Genomic DNA, 21,062 nt, shown 5'->3' with positions numbered 1-21,062 from the left:
AAAGGAAAGGCATCATGAAGATAAAGGGAAAGGCCTGGAAATTCGGTGAAAATATAGATACGGATGTGATCATCCCGGCCAGGTATCTGAATACATCCGATCCGGCTGAGCTTGCAAGGCACTGCATGGAAGACAAAGACCCTGAATTCGCCAGGAAGGTGCGCCCAGGCGATGTGATCGTCGCAGGCAAGAACTTCGGCTGTGGTTCATCCAGGGAGCATGCCCCTATAGCGCTTAAGGCTGTGGGTGTAGGTTGCGTCATAGCCCCTAGTTTTGCAAGGATATTCTATCGTAACGCCTTTAATATGGGGCTTCCCATCTTTGAGTCGGCGGATGCCGCAGATGCCATCAGAGAAGGGGATGAGGTAGAGATCGATGCATCTGTTGGTGAAATTAAAGACATCACCACTGGCAAGACCTTTAAATTCAAACCAATCCCACCCTTTATGCAAGAGCTCATCGCTGACGGGGGGCTAATACCGCACATCCTTAATGGACTTGCAAAGAGTTGATACAATATAAGAAACCTCTCATATCATAAGATAGAGTTTTAAAAAGTATGTTATCTCCAATGATTTACTAGGAGATGTGGTTTGGAATACATGAAAGATCGCAGGTCAGTTTTGATTGGAAGTCGGGGCGGGGATGAATATAGATCTCAACCATTGAATTTTAAGAGCGATAAAGGAGTTTATGCATGAAGAATTATAAGATTGCGGTTATTCCAGGCGATGGGACTGGCCCGGAGGTGATCAGAGAGGGTGTAAAGGTGGTGAATGCAGCAGCTGATCGTTTCGGTTTCAAACTGGACCTTACCTGGTATGATTACGGCGGAGAGCGTTATCTCAGGACGGGAGAGGTGTTGCCAGATGGGGCGGTTGAAGACCTTAAACAATATCAAGCTATCTATCTTGGTGCCATAGGTCATCCTGATGTAAGACCAGGTATCCTTGAAAAAGGGATACTTCTTGCCCTGAGGTTTGCCTTGGATCAGTATGTGAATCTGCGTCCAGTGGTTCTCTATCCTGGTGTCGATACGCCGCTTAAGGACAAGGGTCCTGACGAGATCGATTTTGTAGTGGTGAGAGAGAACACAGAGGGACTCTACACAGGTTCAGGCGGGGTCTTGAAAAAGGGCACGCCTGATGAGGTTGCGGTGCAGGAGTCGATAAATACAAGGAAGGGTGTCGAGCGCTGCATAAGATTCGCCTTTGAATATTGCAGAAAGCGGAATAAGAAAAAGAAGTTGACCCTGTGTGGTAAGACCAATGTCCTCACTTTTGCCTTTGATCTCTGGGAGCGCACCTTTTATGAGGTGGCAAAGGAGTATCCTGATATTGAAACCGATTATGCCCATGTTGACGCTACTTGTATGTGGATGGTCAAGAATCCGGAATGGTTTGATGTGATAGTTACCGACAATATGTTCGGTGATATAATCACAGACCTTGGGGCCATGATCCAGGGCGGTATGGGCATCGCCGCCGGCGGCAATATCAACCCCGAGGGGGTTTCCATGTTCGAGCCCATCGGCGGTTCGGCGCCGAAATATACAGGCAAAAATGTGATAAACCCGCTTGCCGCAATATGTGCCGGCCAGATGATGTTAGACTATTTAGGAGAACATGATGCGGCTAAGACGATAGAAGATGCAGTAAAAAAGGTGGTAAGCAAGGATTTGAAGAGCCTTTCTGCCGGTAAGATGGGCCACAGCACCACAGAGGTCGGCGACCTGGTGGCTGGCTATGTGAAAGGATAGGTGCTTTATGTCCAGAGGATATAGCGTGGCAGTCGCCGGTGCGACTGGCGCTGTTGGTCAGATGATGATGAGGGTCTTAGAAGAGAGGGCCTTTCCTGTGAGCCGGATCAGGCTCCTGGCCTCAGAGCGGTCAGAAGGCAAAGAGTTTGTCTTTAACGGCGAAAAGGTCAGGGTGCAAAAGTTAGACCATAACTCATTCAAGGGCGTGGAGGTGGCCCTGTTTTCCGCAGGTGGGGACAGGAGTATTGCATTTGCTCCATCCGCTGTAAAGAGCGGGGCCGTGGTCATAGATAATTCAAGCGCATGGCGCATGGATCCAGACGTGCCGTTGGTGGTCCCTGAGGTCAATCCCCATGCCATAGCCGGATATAAGAACAAGGGGATTATAGCAAACCCGAACTGTTCTACCATCCAGATGGTGGTGGCCCTGAAGCCTTTACATGACTTTGCCAGGATAAAGCGGATCGTGATTTCTACTTATCAGGCCGTGTCAGGGACAGGGCAAAAGGCGATAGCTGAGCTTGATGGTCAGGTCAAGGCCTGGGCCAACGGCCAATCCATGGAAAGCAGGATCTATCCTCACAGGATCGCCTTCAACTGCCTTCCCCACATAGACAGCTTTCTTGATAACGGCTATACAAAGGAAGAGATGAAGATGGTCAACGAGACCAGGAAGATACTTGAGGCACCGGATATACTGGTTTCGGCGACCGCTGTGCGCGTTCCGGTATTTTATGGCCATTCAGAGGCGGTCAATGTGGAGTTTGAGAGATGTATAACACCTGAAAGGGCAAGAGAACTCCTTGCCGCTGCGCCAGGGGTAAGGGTTGTAGATGAACCTGGGGCGAATAGATATCCTATGGCTATTGAAGCCGCAGGTCAGGATTTTACCTTTGTGGGCCGCATACGCGAGGATTTATCCTGCGCTAACGGCCTTGCGATGTGGATCGTGGCTGACAATATACGAAAGGGCGCGGCGACAAATGCCGTTCAAATAGCCGAGATACTGATAAAGGACTATATATAAACTAGATATAAACAAACTTTATATCAGAGCCTAAAGTCTGCCCCAATTATAATCCGATCTTCGGTCTGTCGGCGGCCACGGGAAAGTGCAGAATTGAATGAACCGCCTCTGCGCCCCGTAGCAGCCGAATGTCTTCTCTATGGGTCCCACTTGTTCTTGAGATTCTTGAGATATGGTTTCCTACGGCCGATCTCCCTGCAATATCTCTGCTAGCTTTATATAATTGAAATGATAAAAATGTTCCCTGGAGTACACGATGTCTGCAGACCTGCGAGACATTCCAAGATGGCTTCCAGCCTCTGCAACCCCAGTTCGTCTTCGAGTTCTTAAAGATTAGAAATCCGTCTTCTTGGTCTTGCTTGGATTATTTTTTATTTTGTAGTGACTTCAGCATGTGTTACAATAACAAATATTATTGATAATGGTATGACATTACGGAGGTAAGTTATGACGATAAGCCAGGCCGACAGAGATTTTGAACGCGCATTAGAGATCGGGCGTCCACCGAATATCAAAAAGCTCTTTCCCAATTCAAGGGCCTTGATTGTGAGCGGCAAGGTCATCGACAGGGCCATGACCGAAAAAGGCAAGGCCATGACCATAGCTGCGAATGCAAGGAATCGTTTTGTAATAAGGGGCGCGTTAATAGCTGCACAGCGGGCTAGTGCCGCTATTATCATTGAGATTGCAAAGTCAGAGGGCGGTCAGAATGCATATTGTCCTGTAAATTATTGGAACATCGCCTGTTTTGTGGATCAAACAATGAACGAGCTTGGGGTCAATGTGCCGGTTGCCGTACATGCCGATCATTATGCCATCAAGGGGCCAAAGGATATAGCGCAGGCCAAGACCGAGATACCCTCCATCTTTGACGCAGGGATCACATCGATAGCTATAGATGCATCGCATCTGCCTGACGACGAGAACCTTCTTGCCAATATAGCGCTGAATCCGCTTATTCCCAAATGGGCCGGGCTTGAGACGGAGGTTGGGGAGATAAAGGGCAAGGAGGGGCTTTCGACGCCGGATGAGGCCTTGTTTTTAATTAAAGGGCTTAATGCCCATGGGATATTCCCGGACTGGATCGCACTCAACAACGGGACTACGCATGGGCTTGAAGCAAGCGCTCAAGGGATACAAGTAGGGCTTACCGAGGAGATACATAGGGTCTTGTCCCCATATAAAGTTTCAGGCGCCCAGCATGGGACTTCGGGCAACAGCTCGGAGCGGCTAAAGGAGATAGCCTCAAAGACCAGGACCACCAAGGCCAACGTCGCAACAGCGCTCCAGATGATATCATGGGGTCTGAAGGTCAATGACTACGGTAACGCCGAGATGGATGAGGCTGGGAATTTCATAAAACTGGAAGACGAAGGCGTCACAGAGGAGATGTGGCAGGCTATGGTTGCATATGCCTTTGAAAAAGGTCTTAAGGCTGGGGACTACAAGAAATTAAATCTCGTTTTCGACAATAAACTTATGGCGCAGCCGAGGGAGATAAGAGAGAGGATGGCGAGGAGGGTGGAAGATTTTGTATATCATCTCTTGGTCGATGTCTTCAATGCCGCCAATTCCGCGCCCCTTGCTATAGATGCCATACTTTCCACTGGTTCTTATGACCTTGGTCCGAAGGCCTCAAGGGTCGAAGACCCTGCGGATTGGACTGAAGACAAGATAAGACAGAGGGCAAAGGGGCTTAACACCAACAAGGGTCCAGCCGGCAGTTTTGACGATTAGGCCTGTAAGTCATGAGGATTATTGCCGGGGAGGCGAGGGGGCGCAGGCTCTTTGTGCCTAAGGTGCGCGGACTTAGGCCAACAACTGACTTAGTAAGAGAGGCGCTTTTCCAGATATTGACCAATCACATCCCTGTTCCGTGGACCGAGACCCGCGTTATGGACCTCTTTGCAGGTGCAGGCACATTGGGGCTTGAAGCCCTGTCAAGAGGGGCAAAGGAGGCGGTGTTTATAGAGCTTTCAAGGAAGGCAATCGACGGAATTTATAGAAATGTCGAGGTTTGCGGTTTCTTGTCCAGGGCTACTGTGATAAGGGCTGATGCCGGCCAGGGATCCGCCATGGTCTACGGATTGATCGAGAGAGAAGGACCGTTTGATGTCATTATGGCCGATCCACCTTATATGGAAGGGTTGTCAAACCAGTGTCTAGGATGGGTGGTTCATTCGAGTGCATTGCGCATAGGCGGTATTATGGCGGTAGAGGAGTTTAAAAAGGTTGAGCTTCCACAGGGATTCGGTATGGATAACGGCGACAAGGCATTGAAACTCGTCGATGTCCGCGCCTATGGACAGTCTAGGATATGGTTTTATAAGAGAGGTTGACGATGACGAAGCGCATAGCCGTTTATCCCGGGACGTTTGATCCCGTTACGAATGGACATATAGACCTCATAGAGCGCGCCCTCAGGCTGTTTGATAAGATAGTCATTGGGATCGGCACGAATCCGGCAAAGGCGCCGCTTTTCACCCTTGAGGAGCGGATTGAGATGATAAAAGACACCGTTGGGGTGGATGGGCGTATTGAAGTTGCAAGCTTTGATGGTCTGTTGGTCGATTTCGCGGTTAGACACGGGGCTTGCGCGATTCTCCGCGGTTTGAGAGCAGTTTCTGACTTTGATTATGAGCTTCAGCGGGCGCTGATGAACCGCAAGCTTGCGCGTGATATAGAGACCGTATTTTTGATGACAGGTTTTCGTTGGATATATATAAGTTCTACTATTGTAAAAGAGGCGGCCCGTTTTGGCGGAAGCCTTGAAGACCTTGTGCCTCCTCTTGTAGAAGAAAGACTCAGAGAAAAGTTCAGGGAGATAAACCTTCAGACTGTTCGCTGAATATATCGGCGCTGAATATGTATATCTTTGTCGCAGGGTCTTTCCAACATCCAGGAGCCAGTCCGGCTTTCAGACATGTTTGATCCAGAAATGTCAAGCGGTCCCAACCGTATTCAGTGGCCACCTGCGGCAGGAGTACGCCGCTGTAAGGTCCGCTTATTATATAGATGCCATGTGTCCCTATCTCTATCTCGTTGATGCTGCTGATAAGCCTTAGGGGACTCAAGACTGAGATCTCTATGTCTATTTCTTTGAGCTCCTGGCTCGTCAATGGTCTGAATCTAGGGTCATGAAAGGCGCTTGATATGGCCATGTCCATTACTTGTTCATAGAGGGGTTTGTTTGATACGAATGTACCTATACAGCCCCTAAGATTTCCATGCTTATGCAGAGTGACGAAGACACCAGAATGTCTTTGCAGTCTTGGTTCCCTTACGATCGGGATGCTTAGCGGGGCGTCTTTCAGCTTAGCATCTATGGTTTTTCTCGCGAGTTCGAGCAAAAAACGCCGTTCTTCCTTGCTAAATTGATCTATTTGTGTCATATTTTTTCCTTTTTAAATTGCATAGTTGTTGCACAACTAAAGACGATGATTATGTTTAATTTAAATATCAAAAATATTTATAATAAAAACAAGGAGGTAAACATGCGTTGTTATAAAAACCCGAAGCGGTTGACCCATCCAGCCATATGTAGAAACTGCAGGCGTAATTGTGAGTTCGCCGGCAAAAAGGACAAGGCGCAGAGGAGGGCTCGGTATTAATTAAAATCATTGCTCTGTTTCTGTCAGTGTAAGACCTTCGTCGCGCCATTTTAGCCGCTCCTGGTAGTAACCCCAAAAAAAGGCCAATACAGTCCCTGCCGCAAGCCCTGTAAAGACGGCGAATAACTTTAATCTGCAATCGTTTTCTTTTTTTAAGGGTGTCAGCTCCTTACGGCAGTATCTACAAATCAGGGCGTCTTTCCTTATCTTTTCCCTGCAATACGGACAGCGTCTCTTTGACATGGGTTGCTCCTTATCGGTGATAGCTGATTTTGACTCAAACAGGATATATGAATCAAGGATTGTTTGTCAAATCTGTCTTGACAATTCAGCATCCGATGGGCGTACATAGATTGGCCTCAGTGTGCCGATATCGCTACCGACCGCTCCTGACATGTATCTACGCCAGGCTATAAGGCCTATATTTTCCGCCTTTATACGGGCGAGATGGGCTGGTACCAGATATGCTTTTCTGTCTAGCGAGAGCTCTTTGTCTTCTTTTATGCCCAGAAGATGCGCACCGTCGCCCAAAAAAAATATCCTACCGCGACCGGGGAGTTGTTCCAGGACCTCTTTCGGGGTTAGGCACTGAAATCGACTGATCCTTACGTGCCAGCCGTCCATCTGCCCTTTATAAAAGGCCAGATAAACCTGGGATTTTTTGGCATCGAGCACAGGGCATATGATATCTCCTTCGCAGCATATGATGTTGGCCGCAAGTGCATCAAGTGTAGGGACCCCAATAAGGGGGATGCCGAGCGAAAAAGCAAGGCCTTTTGCTGTGGCAAGGCCTATCCTGAGCCCAGTGAAACTCCCAGGCCCGAGACCTACTGCTATCATATTTATATGGGACCATTCCATTATGAGGTCCTTGAATAGCCAACCTATCGCCCTCAAGAGCCTTTTTGAGTAGGTCCCGCAGCCTGATGAAAGCGTGATCTCTCCCAAAAGGGTTCTGTCTTTAAGCACGGCAATCCCGCCAAACGGTCCAGATGTCTCCAGCGCGAGCGTGATCATTTAAATTGCCTGTTATGGGGTTGTTGTGACAGTATGAGCTATGCCCAAAAGTCTTATGATGTCGTTGTAGAATACAAACAACATTAGGGTCCCCAGGATGGCCATGCCGATCTTTTGTGCAAATTCCATCTGCTTTATCGACAGTGGGCGGCCTATTATGGCCTCGAGTGTAAAGAATGCAAGGTGACCGCCGTCGAGTACTGGTATGGGTAAGAGGTTTAAGAGTCCCAGGTTGATGCTTAGTATGGCAATAAAATAAAAAAGGTTCAGCAGCCCAAGCTGGGCCTGTTCTCCGGCGAGTTGGGCGATCATTATCGGACCTCCAAGTGTAGAGAGCGGGATCGCCCTCTGGATGATTTTTAAAAAGCCCTTGGCTGTAAGGACGGTAAGCTCCCATGTCTTCACCGATGCCTGGGCAAGTGCCTCAAGCGGATTCAGCTTTTCTATTTTCAGGTCTCCGGCGGCGCTGATGCCTATGACAGGGACCTTCACCTCTTCGCCGAATATGTTTTTGAGCCGGGTTATGTTTGGCTTGACAATCAGGTCAAGCAGTTTTTCGCCCCTTTTTATTGATATAGATATCTCATGCCCTGGGTATTTTTTTATCCTTTCAGAGACCTCCTGCCATGTCTTGACCGGCTGACCATTTATGGCGATTATCTTGTCCTTTTTCGTGATGCCAGCCTTTTGAGCAGGGGATCCAGCCTGTACATTACCTATGTCCGGGAGCAGTATCGGATTTCCATAACTAAGGAATATTACAAAAAAAATAGCCCAGGCAAAGATGATATTGAATAGGGGCCCGGCGAATACGATCGCCGCCCTTTGCCACACTGGCCTGTGAGAAAATGACCCTTTTATTTCATTATCGGGCACGGGTTCATCGGGTTGCTCACCGAGCATTTTTACAAATCCGCCTAGCGGGAGGGCAGAGACGCAGTAATCTGTAGGCCCGCGAATTATCCCAAAAAGTCTTGGTCCGAAACCAAAGGAGAATTTTAGTACCTTTATGCCGAGGCGTCTGGCTACTATAAAGTGACCGAATTCATGGACCAAGATAAGGAGACTCAGTACCAAGAGAAAAGACCAAACCGTCGTCATGTTATTATGCTCCTGGATGGCGGCGCAGAGGTCATGCATTGGACAAGGTTGTCTGCTTTGAGCCTCGCCAGGGCGTCCGCCCTCAACACATCGTCAAGTCCGTTTATTTCCTCCGGTGCGATAGAGGAGAGTACCTCGTTTACTATATCGGCTATTGTATTGAAACCGATACGTCCTTCAAGAAAGGCCTCAACTGCCACTTCGTTTGCGCCGTTCAATATGGTGGTGGCCGTACCGCCCACCTTTGCCGCCCTATATGCCATGGAAAGGCATGGGAATTTATCCATTGAAGGCCTTTCAAAGGTCAGTGGAGCGGTCTTTGTAAGGTCAAGGGCTGGAATGTCCAGTTTCATTCGTTCCGGCCATGCAAGTGCATAGGCTATGGGTATGCGCATATCCGGAACAGCCATCTGGGCCACGATCGAACCGTCGGAATATTCAACCATTGAGTGGACTATGCTCTGCGGGTGGATGAGCACGTCGATCAAGTCAACCCTGATATCGAAGAGGCAGCTTGCCTCTATCACCTCGAGCCCTTTATTCATAAGCGTGGCTGAATCAACGGATATCTTTGCGCCCATTGACCAAGTTGGATGTTTGATTGCATCCTCGGCCGTAACATTTGCCATTTCCTCCTGAGACATATCTTTGAATGGACCCCCTGAAGCCGTAAGAATAAGCCTCTTGATGTCTTCCTTTCTGTTTCCAGCCATACACTGGAATATGGCTGAGTGTTCACTGTCGACAGGGAGTAGCCTGCAATTGTTTTTATCGGCGATGGCCTTTACTAACGGGCCTGCAGTGACCAGCGATTCCTTATTTGCAAGGGCTACATCTTTCCCTGCATCCAAGGCGGCTATGGTAGGTATAAGTCCGGCTGCCCCGACCATGGCCGAGACGACTATGTCAACCTCTGGCATCTGTGCCAGCGCCCTATAGCCGGCTTTGCCGTAGAGGATTTGTGTCCTGGGTAGACCAGGCGTGTTTGTAAGCTTCTTGGCAAGTTCAGGCGTCATGACCGTAACAAGGCGCGGCCTGAATAACCTGATCTGTTCTGCTAAGAGTGCTATATTTTTGCCCGCGCCGAGCCCGACTACCTTGATTTGTCCATTGGATCTGGCCGCTACATCCAAGACGTTTTTGCCGATAGAACCTGTGGAACCAAGGACCGATATGGTTTTCATTGAAATAGACCGTATTTTTCAGTAAGTTGCAATATCCAGTACATCATGGGTGTCGCCATAAGGAGGGCGTCTATCCTGTCAAAGATACCGCCGTGACCTGGCAGCAATGATCCTGAATCCTTTACGCCGAATGAACGCTTCACGAGTGATTCGGTGAGATCGCCGATCTGTCCTGTTATTCCAAGCGCAGCCGCAAGCGCTCCAATGAATATGGGGCTTGTCCTGTTAAAGAGCAAGGCACCAGCCCCTGAACCTACGATAACGCTGCTTACCAGGCCGCCTGCTGCCCCTTCTATCGTTTTTCCTTTACTTAGCACAGGGCACAGCTTGTGCCTGCCGACAGCGCTTCCTGTATAATAGGCCCCTACGTCACCGGCGAATATTACACAGAAGAGAAAGAAGACCCATTCCCTTCCGGCCTCAAGCGATCTGATCAAGACAAGATGGGCCGCACACAGGCCGATGTAGGATGCGCCCATCAGGAATGCAGCCCAGTTCAATAAGGGGTTCGGCCATATCTTGACGGACGGTATGAATATCAAAATGCTGCTGAAAAGCGCAAGGTAAAGTCCCGCAGCAATGGCGCCGGGTTCAGGATTTATAATGGCACATACAACTGGCAAGAGTCCGATTATAATCCCGAGCCTGCCAACTGCATTTGGACAAGGGAATGTAATTGCAAAATATTCCCTTAGACATAAGGCGGTTGCGGCGATCACCATGAATAAAAACGCCATCTCTCCGCTGTGCCCGCCTTTGCTTAAAACGGCCAACGACGCCAGTGCAAGGATGGCAGCGGTGATAACCCTTTTCCTGTGCATATCTTAAGATATCTGCTCGGCGGTAAGGCCGAACCTTCTTTCTCTTTTCTGATATTCATAGAGGGCGGCCATAAAGTCGTCTCTGCCAAAGTCAGGCCACAGGGTCGGTGTTATGTAGATTTCAGCATAAGCGGCCTGATATAAGAGAAAATTGCTAAGCCTTTCTTCCCCGCTTGTCCTTATTATAAGATCTGGATCCGGCAGCCCTGCCGTATAGAGACAGCCTGCAAAACTTCCTTCGTCTATGTCTTCAGGACATATCTCGCCCCTTAGACATCTTTCCGCAAGCACCTTGGCCGCCCTCACGATCTCAGCTCTGCCGCCGTAGCTAAGGGCGAGATTCAAAATCATTTCTTTATTTACAGAGGTCTTTTTAATGGTTTCCTCAAGATATTTCCTTACTCTATCAGGCAGTTTTTCGATCTCGCCTATGGCCTTGAGAGCTATCTTGTTCCCTAGGAGTTCATCAAGTTCACTTTCAAGGTAGTTATATAAGAGGTCCATAAGGGCATTTACCTCGTCTCTGGGCCTGCCCCAATTTTCGCTGGAAAAGGCATACAGCGTAAGTACCGATATCCCAAGTTCTCGCGCCTGCCTAACTACGGAACGAACGGCCTTTACCCCCTCTTTGTGTCCCATGACCCTTGGAAGGTCTCTGAGCCTTGCCCATCTGCCGTTTCCATCCATTATTATAGCCACATGCCCTGGGAGTTTTGTCAGGTCTTTATTGGTGGCCATTCTTTCGGTTAGAATTCCAGAACCTCCTTTTCTTTTAAAGCGAGGATGTCTTCGACCTTTTTGACGTGCCCATCGGTTATTTTTTGTATTTCGTCTTGTAGTTTAAAAAAGTCGTCTTCAGAAAGACCCTTGTCTTTTTTTTGAGCCTTAAGGCGCTCTATCATGTCCCTTCTGATGTTTCTTATGGCTACTTTGCATTCTTCGGCCATCTTTTTGACCATTTTGACCAGGTCTTTTCTCCTTTGTTCGTTAAGTGGCGGGATGTTGATACGGATCATCTTCCCGTCGCTGTTGGGTGTCAGGCCGAGGTCGGATTTCAATATGGCCTTTTCGATGAGTCCAAGGATTGCATTGTCCCACGGCTGAATGGTAAGAAGTCTGCTTTCAGGGGCGGCTATGGTCGCCAATTGGTTGATGGGCATGAGTGTCCCATAATAATCTACCTTGATACCTTCAAGAAGGGCTGGGGCCGCTCGGCCCGTCCTTATCCTTGCAAGTTCCTTTTGAAAGGATTCTATAGCCTTGTCCATTCTTGATTTCGTATCTTTGATGACCGCATCGTGCATTGTCATCCTCCTCTTACAATCGTACCTATTGGTTTTCCCATTATTACACCTTTTATGTTGCCTGGGGTCTTCATATTGAAGACGATTATGGGAAGCCGACCGTCGCGCGCCATGGAGACTGCTGAGGCGTCCATGACCTTTAGTCCCATCTCGAGTACATCCTGATAGGTCAAATTGTTAAACTTAACCGCTTCAGGGTACTTTTTGGGATCTCTATCATATATGCCGTCCACGCTTGTTGCCTTCATGAGCAGGTCAGCCTTTATCTCGAGCGCGCGCAATGCGGCGGCTGTGTCTGTTGTAAAAAATGGGTTGCCTGTGCCTGCAGCGAAGATTACGATTCTGCCCTTTTCAAGGTGTTTAAGCGCCCTGGCCCTTATAAAGGGTTCGGCCATTCTACCGACTTCGATGGCCGACATTATCCTGGTCGATACCCTCCGTTTTGTGAGCGCATCTTGGATAGCGAGGGCATTCATAATCGTGGCGAGCATGCCTATTTGATCTGCCGTGGCCCTGTCCATGCCCTGGGCTGCGCCCATAACCCCTCTGAATATGTTGCCGCCCCCTACAACAACACCCATCTGTACGCCAAGTCCATGTATCTGGGACAGTTCATCGGCAAGTTCATTTACAGCGTCCTGTGATATACCACCATGGAGGTCATCGGAAAGCCCTTCTCCGCTTAGCTTTAAAAGGACCCGTTTGTATGGTAGGGCTGTAAAATTCTTTGACGGCATATACTTGTACTATTCAGCCCCTATCTGGTAGCGTATAAAGCGCTTTATAGAGATATTTTCCCCCATTTTTGCCATGAGTTCGTTCAGGAGGTCTTGCACGGATATGTCGGGGTTCTTTACAAAAGGCTGTTCAAGGAGGCAGACTTCTTTATAGAATTTTTCAAGCCTACCCGTTACCATCTTTTCTGCGATATGTTCAGGCTTACCGGCATCAACGGCCTGGTTTTTATATATAGCCTTTTCTTTTTCGATGATTTCCGTCGGGACATCTTCCCTTCTTATGCAGATGGGGTTGGATGCCGCTATTTGCATGGCGATATCCCTTGCGAATTGGATGAATTGATCTGTTTTTGCTACAAAATCAGTTTCGCAGTTTACCTCCACCATTACCCCAAGTTTATTTCCTGCATGAATATAGGATTGTATGATCCCTTCGGATGTTACACGTCCGGCCCTTTTTGCTGCAACTGCCAATCCTTTTTGGCGGAGCCATGCAACCGCCTTTTCCATGTCGCCGCCGCATTCTTGAAGCGCCTTTTTGCAATCCATCATTCCTGCATTGGTCCTATCCCTTAATTCCTTGACCTTTGCAGCAGATATATCAACCATGATAACTCCTCCAAGAAATTGTCTTTAAGTTTAATCAAAATGAATAAAGTGTGATTATCACAGAGGCCTTGTTAGGCCTCGACCGCTGTATATTCCTCTTCAACTTCAACGACGGTCTCTTCGACTGTATTTTTATCAGCCCCCATCTCTTCTTCTGTGACGGCCTTGTCAGTCGCGGCCTGCTGGGCCTCGGCGAGCCGCTGCCTGCCTTCAATTATGGCGTCGGCCATCTTGGCCGTTATTAGTCTTATGGCGCGTATTGCATCGTCGTTGCCTGGTATAGGATAGTCGATCCCATCAGGGTCGCAGTTGGTGTCAACGATCGCCACCACAGGTATCCCAAGTTTTTTGGCCTCTTTTACCGCTATCTCTTCTTCGTTTGAATCGACTATGAACAAGGCCGATGGTAAGGATGTCATATTTTTTATCCCACCGATGTTAAGTGTGAGTTTTTCACGTAACCTATTCATCAGCAGGATCTCTTTCTTGGGAAATCTCTCTATGCTGCCGTCTTCAAACATGGCATCGAGACGTTTCAATTTTTCGATCCCTTTTTGAATCGTATGGAAATTTGTTAGCGTCCCACCCAACCATCTGTTATTGACGTACGGCATTTCACACCGTATGGCCTCTTCGGCTATAGCGTCCTGTGCCTGTTTTTTTGTGCCTATAAAAAGTACTATACCCCCTGCTTCGGCTATATTGCTTACAAAATCATATGCGGTCTTAAAAAATTTTACGGTTTTTTGGAGATCTATTATATAGATACCATTTCTTGCCCCAAAGATATATGGCTTCATCTTTGGGTTCCATCGCCTAGTCTGATGTCCGAAATGTACCCCCGCCTCTAAAAGTTGTTTCATTGTTACGTAACCCATAGGTCCTCCTAAAGTGGTTTTTCCACCACCAAGCTTTAAAAAAGATATGCCCGTCTTGCCTATTAAGACGGCACCACGTGGAGTTGCCTGGTGTGTGTAATTTAAATCTGTTCTTTGTAACACCGAGGCAGAAGTTTTGCAAGCATATGGGGGTCGATATAAATAAAAAAGGGCGATATGATATCGCCCTTTTTTTTGAATCGAATCTAATTTTTTCAGGCGGTTTTGATTTCTATCTGTTTCGGCTTAACCTCCTCTTTTTTGGGCAAGACCAGTTTTAAAACCCCCTTTTCATATGTTGCAGTGGCTTTTTCGGCATCTATGGATACCGGCAACCTTATCATCCTTGAAAAGGAACCGTATCTTGTTTCGACACGGTGATAATTTTCGTCTTTTTCTTCTGTCTTTCTCTGTTTCTCACCCTTGATGGTGAGCATATCGCCTGCAATGGAGATGTCTATATCTTTGGCATCCATGCCAGGCACTTCAGCTTTTATGATGAGACTGTCTTTGGTTTCGGAGAGATCAATGGAAGGGATCCATGTGCCCTCGGTGCTCACCAGTTCGCCACCGCCAAAAAAATCTTCCCACACCTTGTCCATCTCTCTCCTCAGATTACTTAGCTCCCGGAACGGTCTCCACGGTTGGATCTCAAACATAGCTCATCTCCTCCTTTCTTTTTTTGAAAAAAATAAGATTTGATAATATAAAGTCAAGTGGAGATGAGTTTATAGCCTCACAGCATAAATAAAAGACCCTCTTTTTCAGAGGGTCTTTTATTCTCATGTTTTTGAGGTTGTTTGACTATTATTTCGTCTTGGGGGCTTCGGGTGTTGCTGCAGGTGCTGCCTGCTCAGTAGCAGGTGCCGCCGGCTTAGCCTCTTCCTTTGGTGTTGCTGCAGGTGCTGCCTGCTCAGTAGCAGGTGCCGCCGGCTTAGCCTCTTCCTTTGGTGTTGCTGCAGGTGCTGCCTGCTCAGTAGCAGGTGCCGCCTCTTCTACCTTGGGTGCAGGTGCTGCCTGCTCAGTGGTTGTCCCTTCTTTCTTTTCTTCAGATTTTGAGCACGCCACAAGCCCGCCCATAAGGGAAACTGAAACCAATACTGCGATCAAGAGATTCAGCTTTTTCATTCTCCTTCTCCTTTTCTGATGTTGGCTCTAGAGGCCTAAATTTTTTGATAAAAATCGATCTTAATTTAATTTAAGATATTATACAAATATTATTTGAATCGTCAAGTATTATTGATCACAATGGAACAATAAATCAATGATGGCCGTTGACATCAAGGCCGCCGCTAAGTATCTTGAATCATCTGTGGGTAAGCGCACATCTTTTTTTGAGGTTATGTTTTACCCTGAGGCTGTAAAGGTCAGCTCTTCTTTATCGTCCTGTTCATCAACCCTTGCCTTGCTTTTGGGTTCTGCCATGCTTGGGGCAAGCTAACTTTTAAATATTATAAAATATTGAGGTCGAAATCAATCTAAATTTTTTAGATAGAGGTGTTATATGGCTGTCTTGAAGCAGATGACAGGGATATACATAATCATCTTTTCAGTGTTGTTTTTTGCCCCGTTCCTTTCTTGTGCCGAGATGGTTTCTGTGGGCAAAAACGAAAACCATGCGGTGGCCGAGGTCCATGGAAAGTTTATAACAATAAAGGATGTGGTGGAATTTGCCAAGACCTCGCCGAATTTTAATTCGATGCTTCAGTTCCCGGGTGGGGCACCGAAGGTGCTGAATGAACTCATATGGCGCAAACTCCTGCTCCTTGAGGGGCGGGATGCAGGAATAATAAAGCCCGGTGAAGAAAAAGAAGGCGACGATGAGCTTCTCGTCCTTCGTGTTCTCAAGAAGTTGCTGCCCCCATTTAAACCGCTCACAACCGAAGAGCTTCATTCGTTTTATGAAAGACACAAGGCCCTTTTTTCTACGCCTCTGATGCTTCGCATCTCTCAGATCAAGGTCGAGATAAAAGATAAAGGCGAAGCCGCCGCGCTGGCAAAGATAAATGAGGCAAAAAGGGCCATCGACGAGGGGACGCCTTTTGATAAAGTCGCTAAAAAATACTCAGAAGATGGATTCAGCAGGGACAGGGGCGGCGATCTGGGTTTTATTCCTATGGAGAAGATAGAGTCGTCAAAGATTGAAAAGACCCTTGAGTCTCTGCCGTTGAACAGGCCGAGCGGGGTGTTGAAAAACGGCGATGCCTTTGTCATATATATGGTGACTGAGAGAGAAGAGCCTATCGCCGACCCGTATGGCAAAATAATCGAGACAGTGCAGCAAAAGGCGGATGAATGGCGCAGGAGTAAGGCAATGGCCGAGCTTCGCAAGAGGCTTGAGAAGAAATGGGGAGTTGAATATTTGGACAAAGAATGGATGCCGAAAGAAGACAGATGACGGCGCAAGGACTTTGGAGGTTAAGGGAATTATTTTTTTGTCTTTTCAAGAGAGAGCTCGGCAATTCCTATTCAGGGCATTTGGCCGGTTTTTTTTCGATAATGGTAAATCCATTGGTGCAACTGGCCGTATATGCCTTTGTATTTAAGATAGTATTCAAGGTCAGATTCCCTGAATTATCAGGTCAGGATTTTGTAGCCTTCGTGGCCACGGCGATGTGGCCGTGGATGGCGTTTCAGATCGGTGTTCAAAAAGGACTTGCCTCGATTGAGGCTAACAGAAATCTTGTCAAGAAGGTATGGTTGCCCCATGAGTTTCTCGTTTACGCCTCTGTAGGCTCCATCTATGTGATTCAAATCACAGGTTTTATATTCGTTATTCTGGTCTTGTATTTAACAGACTTTTCGATCCATGTATTCAAACTACCGTTCATATTGCCGGTGTTGATCCTGCAGTTTATTTTTACCGCCGGCCTTGCTTTGATTTTTGCGGCACTCAAGGTCTTTGTGGAGGACTTAGGCCAAGCTATAGCCCCTTTATTTACAGTCTGGTTTTATGCGACGCCGGTTCTCTATCCAATCAGTCTTGCCCCTATACAACTTCGTAATATCATCGAACTCAATCCCATGACTTATTGTGTAAGCCGTATTCGGGATGTCATTTTATATAATAAATTTCAGATAGGCTTGATGGATGCCTTTCAATCTGTAGCGATTGTCCTTTTTTTCATATTTGCGCGCCTGTTTTTTAATAGGCTTTCGCCTTATTTCGAAAATGTCCTATAGGTTATTAAATCATCTAACAGGGTTACTAAGAGAAGCCCTGATAGAAAATAAACTGTCGTTTTGATATGTCTTTGTCTTTGGTAAGGCTCAGAAATTGCAGCAAAGGATATCCATTACTTAGTCCAGGTCTTGGGAATTTAAAAAATATCTGGTCGTTTTTGACAGGGCGGGGAGACATCCCGAGTTTTTATGCCGTTCATGGGATAGATCTGGATATAAGTAAAGGGGAGTCGATTGGACTTATCGGTGAAAATGGTGCAGGCAAATCGACCCTCCTTAAAATTATCGCTGGTGTTGTAAGACCGACATCAGGTACTGTTGAGGTCAATGCCAGGATAGGCGCATTGCTGGAGCTTGGTGCCGGGTTTCATCCTGAGCAAACAGGCAGGGAAAATATCAGGCTGGCGGCTACGCTTATGGGCATGACCAGCGCCGAGATAAGGGAGAGCATAGACGATATAATAGAGTTTGCGGATATCGGAGATCATATAGACAGGCCTATAAAACATTATTCCTCCGGTATGGTTGTCAGGCTTGGCTTCGCCATAGTTACTGCCATGCGCCCCGACTTGCTCATCACCGATGAAGTCCTTGCGGTAGGCGATGAATCTTTTCAAAAAAAGTGCATAAGATGGATGGAGTCATATCTGTCGGGCGGAGGCACCTTGATGCTTTGTTCCCACGGTATGTACCATATTCAGAAATTGTGTCGAAAGGCATTGTGGCTCAAGGATGGTAAGGCGCATATGTTTGGAGATGCAATGGAGGTGACGCAAAGCTATCTCGCCTATTTTGAGGAGATGGAGCGCGGCTGTAAAGAAAAGACGGGTCCAGAAGAACTTGGGGTGCGCAAGGCCTCAATTTATGACGATGTCTATTCAGTGTTGGAGGTACATATGGAGGATGCGTACGGCAAGATCGTTTACGACATCAGGCATGGGGACGATGTAACCGTTCGAGGGGTGGTTTATTCGCCTGACGGTCGCACGCCTGTCGTGGCCATCGGCATCTTGAGGGCCGACGGTACCCCTGTTTATGCCACATCCACAGAAATTGACGGATCTGAACCTTATATCCTATCTAATCCAGGACGATTTGGTTTTTCTATATATTTTAAAAAATTGCCGCTCCTGCCAGGAAGGTATATCCTGCGAGCCCACGCCATGGATCCTGAGGCCATGCGGCTGTTTGATCCGTTGGAATGTCCTTTTAGGGTCTTGGGTGACATAAGGGACATGGGTATTTGCTATTTGGAACACGTATGGCGGCATGAATAATCATATCCGCCTGTTTGATCGGCGATGACTGGTTTTTATTTATGAGCCTGAGACAGAACCTTTTGGATCTTTTCGAGCTTTTTTTGTTGCCAGGGCTCGCGATTTTTATCCCCTGGCCCTTTTGTTTCCGAATCTACAGATTTTTTGCAGCATTTGATTGGATTTACAAGACAGAGACCCAGATGGCCGTCAGCCGGGCTGCAGCGATCGCCGGAATCGCCGATACCATTGCTTGGGCATCTGCCTATCGTTTGACAAGGCTCGTTGACCATGCCGATCTCTACCTCTCTCTTTTCCGCAGTAACAGATGGTTCAAGAAATACGTCTCGGTGACAGGTCTTGGTTGGCCAGCGGATGACGTCCCATTTTTGGCCATAACCTTTCATTTCGGCGCTGGTCTGTGGTCTTTGAGGCATCTGAAGGCCACTGGAAGATTCATCTCAGGCCTTATGAAGGGATTCAACAGAGAGGAGTTCCCTGGCAGGTTTGTACGCTATTGTTACGGTCGCCTTCGTACCTATGCGATTTCAAGGGCTGGGGTAAAAAACCTCGTGTTTCTCGATAAGGGCAGTTATTTTAAATTGAGAAACGTCTTCAGTGCCAGGTCATGTCTTGTTGCGCTACTGGATGTTCCGACAAGGCGGCAGCGAAATGCCATTAAGGCTTCGCTCTTTGGCCGTGATATCTTTTTGCCGCGCGGCTTGATCCATCTGGCAGCGAGAGAGAAGATCCCGATTATAGCCTATTCAGCCACGCTTGACAGAGAGACCGGCGCAAGGACAATAAATATAAGCGAACTAGTTAAAAGCGATAGCGAGGAGGTTCTTGCCGATTATCTTGTAAATGAGCTTAAAAAGGTCGTATATTCCGATACGGCATCTTGGCATTGTTGGGAATATGTAGATATGTTTTTTGTTGATCATGAAAAGTAATCATATATACAATAGAGTAATGTCCATTGATAGTGGTGATTCTCTCTCTATAATTGCAAAACAGGTTAGACATGGCGCCAAAGTATTAGAACTTGGTGTTGCTTCAGGTTATTTTGGGCGTTTTCTAGTTGAACAACTTGATTGTATAGTAGATGGTATAGAGATAGATCCATTAATGGCTGAAATAGCTAGGAGATATTATAGAAAATTAATTATAGGTGATTTGGAAAATATCTCCCTGAGTGATCAGATAGATACTGATTATAATTATATTATATGTGCAGATATCCTCGAACATTTAAAGGAGCCATCCCAGGTACTTGAAAATTTAAAATCTTTTTTAAAAAGGGATGGTGAAATTTTAATTTCGATTCCGAATATTGCTTATGCAGGGGCGGTAATTGCGATAATAAGCGGGGATTTCCCTTATAGAGACGAAGGATTGTTAGATAAAAGCCATTTAAGATTTTTTACTCTTAAAAGTTTTTTACGGATGCTTATTGAGCTTAAATATGACGTAAAGAGAATAGAAAAAGTACATCTGTCATTTGAAGAAAGTGAATTTGCTTATATGATAAGCGAGATAGACCCTCAGATTAGAAAGTATCTCTTTGGAATTCCTGACTCCGATGTCTATCAATATGTTCTTGCTGTGGGCTTGTATGATTCAGCAAATGGATTTTTTAATCCAAGATCTAAATTGTCAGTTTATCCTGAGGAAGAAAAAATAGATGTAATCATACCTGTTTATAAAGGCGAAATAGAGACAAAAAGATGTATTGAGAGTGTATTATCGTATGAACAGAATGCGCCATTTGAAGTTATCGTAATAGACGATAATAGTCCTGATATGTTTATTTATGAGTATTTAAGTAATCTTGCAAGTAAAGATTTAATTACATTTATTTATAATTCACAAAATCTTGGTTTTGTTGCCTCTGTAAATTCGGCAATGTTGTTACATAATAAAAGAGATGTTATAATTTTAAATAGCGATACAATTGTCTCAAATGATTGGATAGATCGTCTTAGACGCTGTGCTCTAAGCGATCCTGCAATTGGCACAGTAACTCCTTTTTCTAACAATGCTACAATATGTAGTTATCCGAATTTCTGCGAAGATAACGAATTGCCAGAAGGTTTATCAGTAGAATATTTGGATAATTTATTTAAAAAGATTAATTCATGTAAGATGATTGATATACCAACTGGCGTCGGTTTCTGTATGTATATAAAGCGTTCTTGTTTAAATGATGTCGGCATGTTTGATTTCAAAAATTTTGGGAAGGGTTACGGTGAAGAAAATGATTTTTGTATGAGGGCATCAAGATCAGGCTGGCGTCATGTGCTCTGTGGAGATGTCTTTGTATACCATAAAGGCGGTGTAAGCTTCTCCGGTACCAAAAAAGAATTGCAGCAAAGAGGTATTGAAACCCTAGTTAAACTTCATCCTGATTATTTGGATATTATCCGTAGCCACTTGGAAGCCGATCCTGCCAAAGATTTGCGATCGGCAATTGATACAGCGATAGTTAAAAATAAAAATAATTTTCTATTAAATAAATATAGAGGCTTTTTAAATAGATTATTTGGATCAAAATTATAATTATAATGTGACAATG

The 21,062-nt window shown here is 46.4% G+C and carries 25 protein-coding genes; 12 read left to right on the top strand and 13 right to left on the bottom strand.

The window, feature by feature from the left end; all coding sequences use genetic code 11:
- Nucleotides 1-14 precede the first annotated feature (14 nt).
- The 6 genes from ACP5SG_RS04880 to coaD all read left to right on the top strand — a co-directional run bounded on the left by ACP5SG_RS04880 (nt 15) and on the right by coaD (nt 5,634).
- A complete protein-coding gene (locus ACP5SG_RS04880; RefSeq protein WP_237889316.1) occupies nt 15-512 on the top strand; it encodes a 3-isopropylmalate dehydratase small subunit in 498 nt (165 codons plus the stop codon).
- 185 nt (nt 513-697) lie between these two features.
- The gene (locus ACP5SG_RS04875) at nt 698-1,759 is read left to right on the top strand and encodes a 3-isopropylmalate dehydrogenase (protein WP_237889317.1); all 1,062 of its coding nucleotides are present in this window, start codon (nt 698-700) and stop codon (nt 1,757-1,759) included.
- Nucleotides 1,760-1,766: 7 nt separating this feature from the next.
- Nucleotides 1,767-2,786, top strand: a complete 1,020-nt coding sequence (locus ACP5SG_RS04870) for an aspartate-semialdehyde dehydrogenase (protein ID WP_237889318.1) — start codon at nt 1,767-1,769, stop codon at nt 2,784-2,786.
- Nucleotides 2,787-3,233: 447 nt separating this feature from the next.
- Entirely contained in the window at nt 3,234-4,523 is a 1,290-nt protein-coding gene (locus ACP5SG_RS04865) for a class II fructose-bisphosphate aldolase (protein ID WP_237889319.1), read from the top strand.
- An 11-nt stretch (nt 4,524-4,534) separates the two neighbouring features.
- The gene (gene rsmD, locus ACP5SG_RS04860; protein WP_237889320.1) at nt 4,535-5,125 is read left to right on the top strand and encodes a 16S rRNA (guanine(966)-N(2))-methyltransferase RsmD; all 591 of its coding nucleotides are present in this window, start codon (nt 4,535-4,537) and stop codon (nt 5,123-5,125) included.
- Between the two features lie 2 nt (nt 5,126-5,127).
- Nucleotides 5,128-5,634, top strand: a complete 507-nt coding sequence (coaD, locus tag ACP5SG_RS04855) for a pantetheine-phosphate adenylyltransferase (protein ID WP_237889321.1) — start codon at nt 5,128-5,130, stop codon at nt 5,632-5,634.
- Here coaD and amrA read toward each other — a convergent pair.
- From amrA to ACP5SG_RS04790, 13 genes are all read right to left on the bottom strand, one after another.
- Nucleotides 5,603-6,178: an AmmeMemoRadiSam system protein A gene (gene amrA / locus ACP5SG_RS04850; protein WP_237889322.1), complete on the bottom strand. Its 576-nt coding sequence runs from the start codon at nt 6,176-6,178 to the stop codon at nt 5,603-5,605. The two genes, coaD and amrA, sit on opposite strands and share 32 nt — an antisense overlap.
- 225 nt (nt 6,179-6,403) lie before the next feature.
- Entirely contained in the window at nt 6,404-6,640 is a 237-nt protein-coding gene (locus ACP5SG_RS04845) for a hypothetical protein (protein WP_237889323.1), read from the bottom strand.
- Nucleotides 6,641-6,706: 66 nt separating this feature from the next.
- Entirely contained in the window at nt 6,707-7,414 is a 708-nt protein-coding gene (gene tsaB, locus ACP5SG_RS04840; RefSeq protein WP_237889324.1) for a tRNA (adenosine(37)-N6)-threonylcarbamoyltransferase complex dimerization subunit type 1 TsaB, read from the bottom strand.
- A 12-nt stretch (nt 7,415-7,426) separates the two neighbouring features.
- Nucleotides 7,427-8,515: an RIP metalloprotease RseP gene (rseP, locus tag ACP5SG_RS04835; RefSeq protein WP_424661143.1), complete on the bottom strand. Its 1,089-nt coding sequence runs from the start codon at nt 8,513-8,515 to the stop codon at nt 7,427-7,429.
- Nucleotides 8,512-9,699 carry a 1-deoxy-D-xylulose-5-phosphate reductoisomerase gene (locus ACP5SG_RS04830; RefSeq protein ID WP_428122485.1) on the bottom strand — a complete coding sequence of 396 codons (1,188 nt, stop codon included), beginning with the start codon at nt 9,697-9,699 and terminating at the stop codon, nt 8,512-8,514. Before ACP5SG_RS04830 ends, rseP begins: the two co-directional genes overlap by 4 nt.
- Nucleotides 9,696-10,520, bottom strand: a complete 825-nt coding sequence (locus tag ACP5SG_RS04825) for a phosphatidate cytidylyltransferase (RefSeq protein ID WP_237889327.1) — start codon at nt 10,518-10,520, stop codon at nt 9,696-9,698. The genes ACP5SG_RS04830 and ACP5SG_RS04825 overlap by 4 nt, the downstream gene beginning before the upstream one ends.
- Nucleotides 10,521-10,523: 3 nt before the next feature.
- Nucleotides 10,524-11,258 carry an isoprenyl transferase gene (locus ACP5SG_RS04820; protein ID WP_424661142.1) on the bottom strand — a complete coding sequence of 245 codons (735 nt, stop codon included), beginning with the start codon at nt 11,256-11,258 and terminating at the stop codon, nt 10,524-10,526.
- A gap of 8 nt (nt 11,259-11,266) precedes the next feature.
- Entirely contained in the window at nt 11,267-11,824 is a 558-nt protein-coding gene (frr, locus tag ACP5SG_RS04815) for a ribosome recycling factor (protein WP_428122480.1), read from the bottom strand.
- Nucleotides 11,825-11,826: 2 nt separating this feature from the next.
- Complete coding sequence (gene pyrH / locus ACP5SG_RS04810) at nt 11,827-12,561, bottom strand: UMP kinase (RefSeq protein ID WP_237889330.1); 735 nt, start codon at nt 12,559-12,561, stop codon at nt 11,827-11,829.
- Nucleotides 12,562-12,570: 9 nt separating this feature from the next.
- Complete coding sequence (tsf, locus tag ACP5SG_RS04805) at nt 12,571-13,170, bottom strand: translation elongation factor Ts (RefSeq protein ID WP_237889331.1); 600 nt, start codon at nt 13,168-13,170, stop codon at nt 12,571-12,573.
- A gap of 71 nt (nt 13,171-13,241) precedes the next feature.
- The gene (rpsB, locus tag ACP5SG_RS04800; protein WP_237889332.1) at nt 13,242-14,048 is read right to left on the bottom strand and encodes a 30S ribosomal protein S2; all 807 of its coding nucleotides are present in this window, start codon (nt 14,046-14,048) and stop codon (nt 13,242-13,244) included.
- A gap of 215 nt (nt 14,049-14,263) precedes the next feature.
- The gene (locus tag ACP5SG_RS04795; RefSeq protein ID WP_424661140.1) at nt 14,264-14,707 is read right to left on the bottom strand and encodes an Hsp20/alpha crystallin family protein; all 444 of its coding nucleotides are present in this window, start codon (nt 14,705-14,707) and stop codon (nt 14,264-14,266) included.
- Between the two features lie 148 nt (nt 14,708-14,855).
- Nucleotides 14,856-15,176, bottom strand: coding sequence for a hypothetical protein (locus tag ACP5SG_RS04790; protein WP_237889334.1), 321 nt, complete (start codon nt 15,174-15,176; stop codon nt 14,856-14,858).
- Between the two features lie 136 nt (nt 15,177-15,312).
- Here ACP5SG_RS04790 and ACP5SG_RS04785 point away from each other — a divergent pair, with 136 nt between their 5' ends.
- The 6 genes from ACP5SG_RS04785 to ACP5SG_RS04760 all read left to right on the top strand — a co-directional run bounded on the left by ACP5SG_RS04785 (nt 15,313) and on the right by ACP5SG_RS04760 (nt 21,046).
- Nucleotides 15,313-15,489: a hypothetical protein gene (locus tag ACP5SG_RS04785; RefSeq protein ID WP_237889335.1), complete on the top strand. Its 177-nt coding sequence runs from the start codon at nt 15,313-15,315 to the stop codon at nt 15,487-15,489.
- Nucleotides 15,490-15,552: 63 nt separating this feature from the next.
- Nucleotides 15,553-16,446 carry a peptidylprolyl isomerase gene (locus ACP5SG_RS04780; protein WP_237889336.1) on the top strand — a complete coding sequence of 298 codons (894 nt, stop codon included), beginning with the start codon at nt 15,553-15,555 and terminating at the stop codon, nt 16,444-16,446.
- A complete protein-coding gene (locus tag ACP5SG_RS04775; protein ID WP_237889341.1) occupies nt 16,422-17,231 on the top strand; it encodes an ABC transporter permease in 810 nt (269 codons plus the stop codon). The genes ACP5SG_RS04780 and ACP5SG_RS04775 overlap by 25 nt, the downstream gene beginning before the upstream one ends.
- Before the next feature lie 65 nt (nt 17,232-17,296).
- Complete coding sequence (locus tag ACP5SG_RS04770; RefSeq protein ID WP_237889343.1) at nt 17,297-18,508, top strand: ABC transporter ATP-binding protein; 1,212 nt, start codon at nt 17,297-17,299, stop codon at nt 18,506-18,508.
- Between the two features lie 182 nt (nt 18,509-18,690).
- Entirely contained in the window at nt 18,691-19,440 is a 750-nt protein-coding gene (locus tag ACP5SG_RS04765) for a hypothetical protein (protein WP_428122467.1), read from the top strand.
- 19 nt (nt 19,441-19,459) lie between these two features.
- Nucleotides 19,460-21,046, top strand: a complete 1,587-nt coding sequence (locus ACP5SG_RS04760; RefSeq protein WP_237889347.1) for a glycosyltransferase — start codon at nt 19,460-19,462, stop codon at nt 21,044-21,046.
- Nucleotides 21,047-21,062: the final 16 nt, after the last annotated feature.

Source organism: Dissulfurimicrobium sp. (genome assembly GCF_049968175.1).
Lineage (GTDB): Bacteria > Desulfobacterota > Dissulfuribacteria > Dissulfuribacterales > Sh68 > Dissulfurimicrobium > Dissulfurimicrobium hydrothermale.
The sequence above is the reverse complement of the archived record's forward strand: the minus strand, read 5'-3'. Positions and strand labels throughout refer to the sequence as shown.

Coding starts and splice junctions, on each gene's coding strand:
- ACP5SG_RS04880 (WP_237889316.1), top strand. CDS start 15: ATGAAGATAAAGGGAAAGGCCTGGAAATTCGGTGAAAATATAGATACG.
- ACP5SG_RS04875 (WP_237889317.1), top strand. CDS start 698: ATGAAGAATTATAAGATTGCGGTTATTCCAGGCGATGGGACTGGCCCG.
- ACP5SG_RS04870 (WP_237889318.1), top strand. CDS start 1,767: ATGTCCAGAGGATATAGCGTGGCAGTCGCCGGTGCGACTGGCGCTGTT.
- ACP5SG_RS04865 (WP_237889319.1), top strand. CDS start 3,234: ATGACGATAAGCCAGGCCGACAGAGATTTTGAACGCGCATTAGAGATC.
- rsmD (WP_237889320.1), top strand. CDS start 4,535: ATGAGGATTATTGCCGGGGAGGCGAGGGGGCGCAGGCTCTTTGTGCCT.
- coaD (WP_237889321.1), top strand. CDS start 5,128: ATGACGAAGCGCATAGCCGTTTATCCCGGGACGTTTGATCCCGTTACG.
- amrA (WP_237889322.1), bottom strand. CDS start 6,178: ATGACACAAATAGATCAATTTAGCAAGGAAGAACGGCGTTTTTTGCTC.
- ACP5SG_RS04845 (WP_237889323.1), bottom strand. CDS start 6,640: ATGTCAAAGAGACGCTGTCCGTATTGCAGGGAAAAGATAAGGAAAGAC.
- tsaB (WP_237889324.1), bottom strand. CDS start 7,414: ATGATCACGCTCGCGCTGGAGACATCTGGACCGTTTGGCGGGATTGCC.
- rseP (WP_424661143.1), bottom strand. CDS start 8,515: ATGACGACGGTTTGGTCTTTTCTCTTGGTACTGAGTCTCCTTATCTTG.
- ACP5SG_RS04830 (WP_428122485.1), bottom strand. CDS start 9,699: ATGAAAACCATATCGGTCCTTGGTTCCACAGGTTCTATCGGCAAAAAC.
- ACP5SG_RS04825 (WP_237889327.1), bottom strand. CDS start 10,520: ATGCACAGGAAAAGGGTTATCACCGCTGCCATCCTTGCACTGGCGTCG.
- ACP5SG_RS04820 (WP_424661142.1), bottom strand. CDS start 11,258: ATGGCCACCAATAAAGACCTGACAAAACTCCCAGGGCATGTGGCTATA.
- frr (WP_428122480.1), bottom strand. CDS start 11,824: ATGCACGATGCGGTCATCAAAGATACGAAATCAAGAATGGACAAGGCT.
- pyrH (WP_237889330.1), bottom strand. CDS start 12,561: ATGCCGTCAAAGAATTTTACAGCCCTACCATACAAACGGGTCCTTTTA.
- tsf (WP_237889331.1), bottom strand. CDS start 13,170: ATGGTTGATATATCTGCTGCAAAGGTCAAGGAATTAAGGGATAGGACC.
- rpsB (WP_237889332.1), bottom strand. CDS start 14,048: ATGGGTTACGTAACAATGAAACAACTTTTAGAGGCGGGGGTACATTTC.
- ACP5SG_RS04795 (WP_424661140.1), bottom strand. CDS start 14,707: ATGTTTGAGATCCAACCGTGGAGACCGTTCCGGGAGCTAAGTAATCTG.
- ACP5SG_RS04790 (WP_237889334.1), bottom strand. CDS start 15,176: ATGAAAAAGCTGAATCTCTTGATCGCAGTATTGGTTTCAGTTTCCCTT.
- ACP5SG_RS04785 (WP_237889335.1), top strand. CDS start 15,313: ATGATGGCCGTTGACATCAAGGCCGCCGCTAAGTATCTTGAATCATCT.
- ACP5SG_RS04780 (WP_237889336.1), top strand. CDS start 15,553: ATGGCTGTCTTGAAGCAGATGACAGGGATATACATAATCATCTTTTCA.
- ACP5SG_RS04775 (WP_237889341.1), top strand. CDS start 16,422: ATGGATGCCGAAAGAAGACAGATGACGGCGCAAGGACTTTGGAGGTTA.
- ACP5SG_RS04770 (WP_237889343.1), top strand. CDS start 17,297: ATGTCTTTGTCTTTGGTAAGGCTCAGAAATTGCAGCAAAGGATATCCA.
- ACP5SG_RS04765 (WP_428122467.1), top strand. CDS start 18,691: ATGGCCGTCAGCCGGGCTGCAGCGATCGCCGGAATCGCCGATACCATT.
- ACP5SG_RS04760 (WP_237889347.1), top strand. CDS start 19,460: ATGTCCATTGATAGTGGTGATTCTCTCTCTATAATTGCAAAACAGGTT.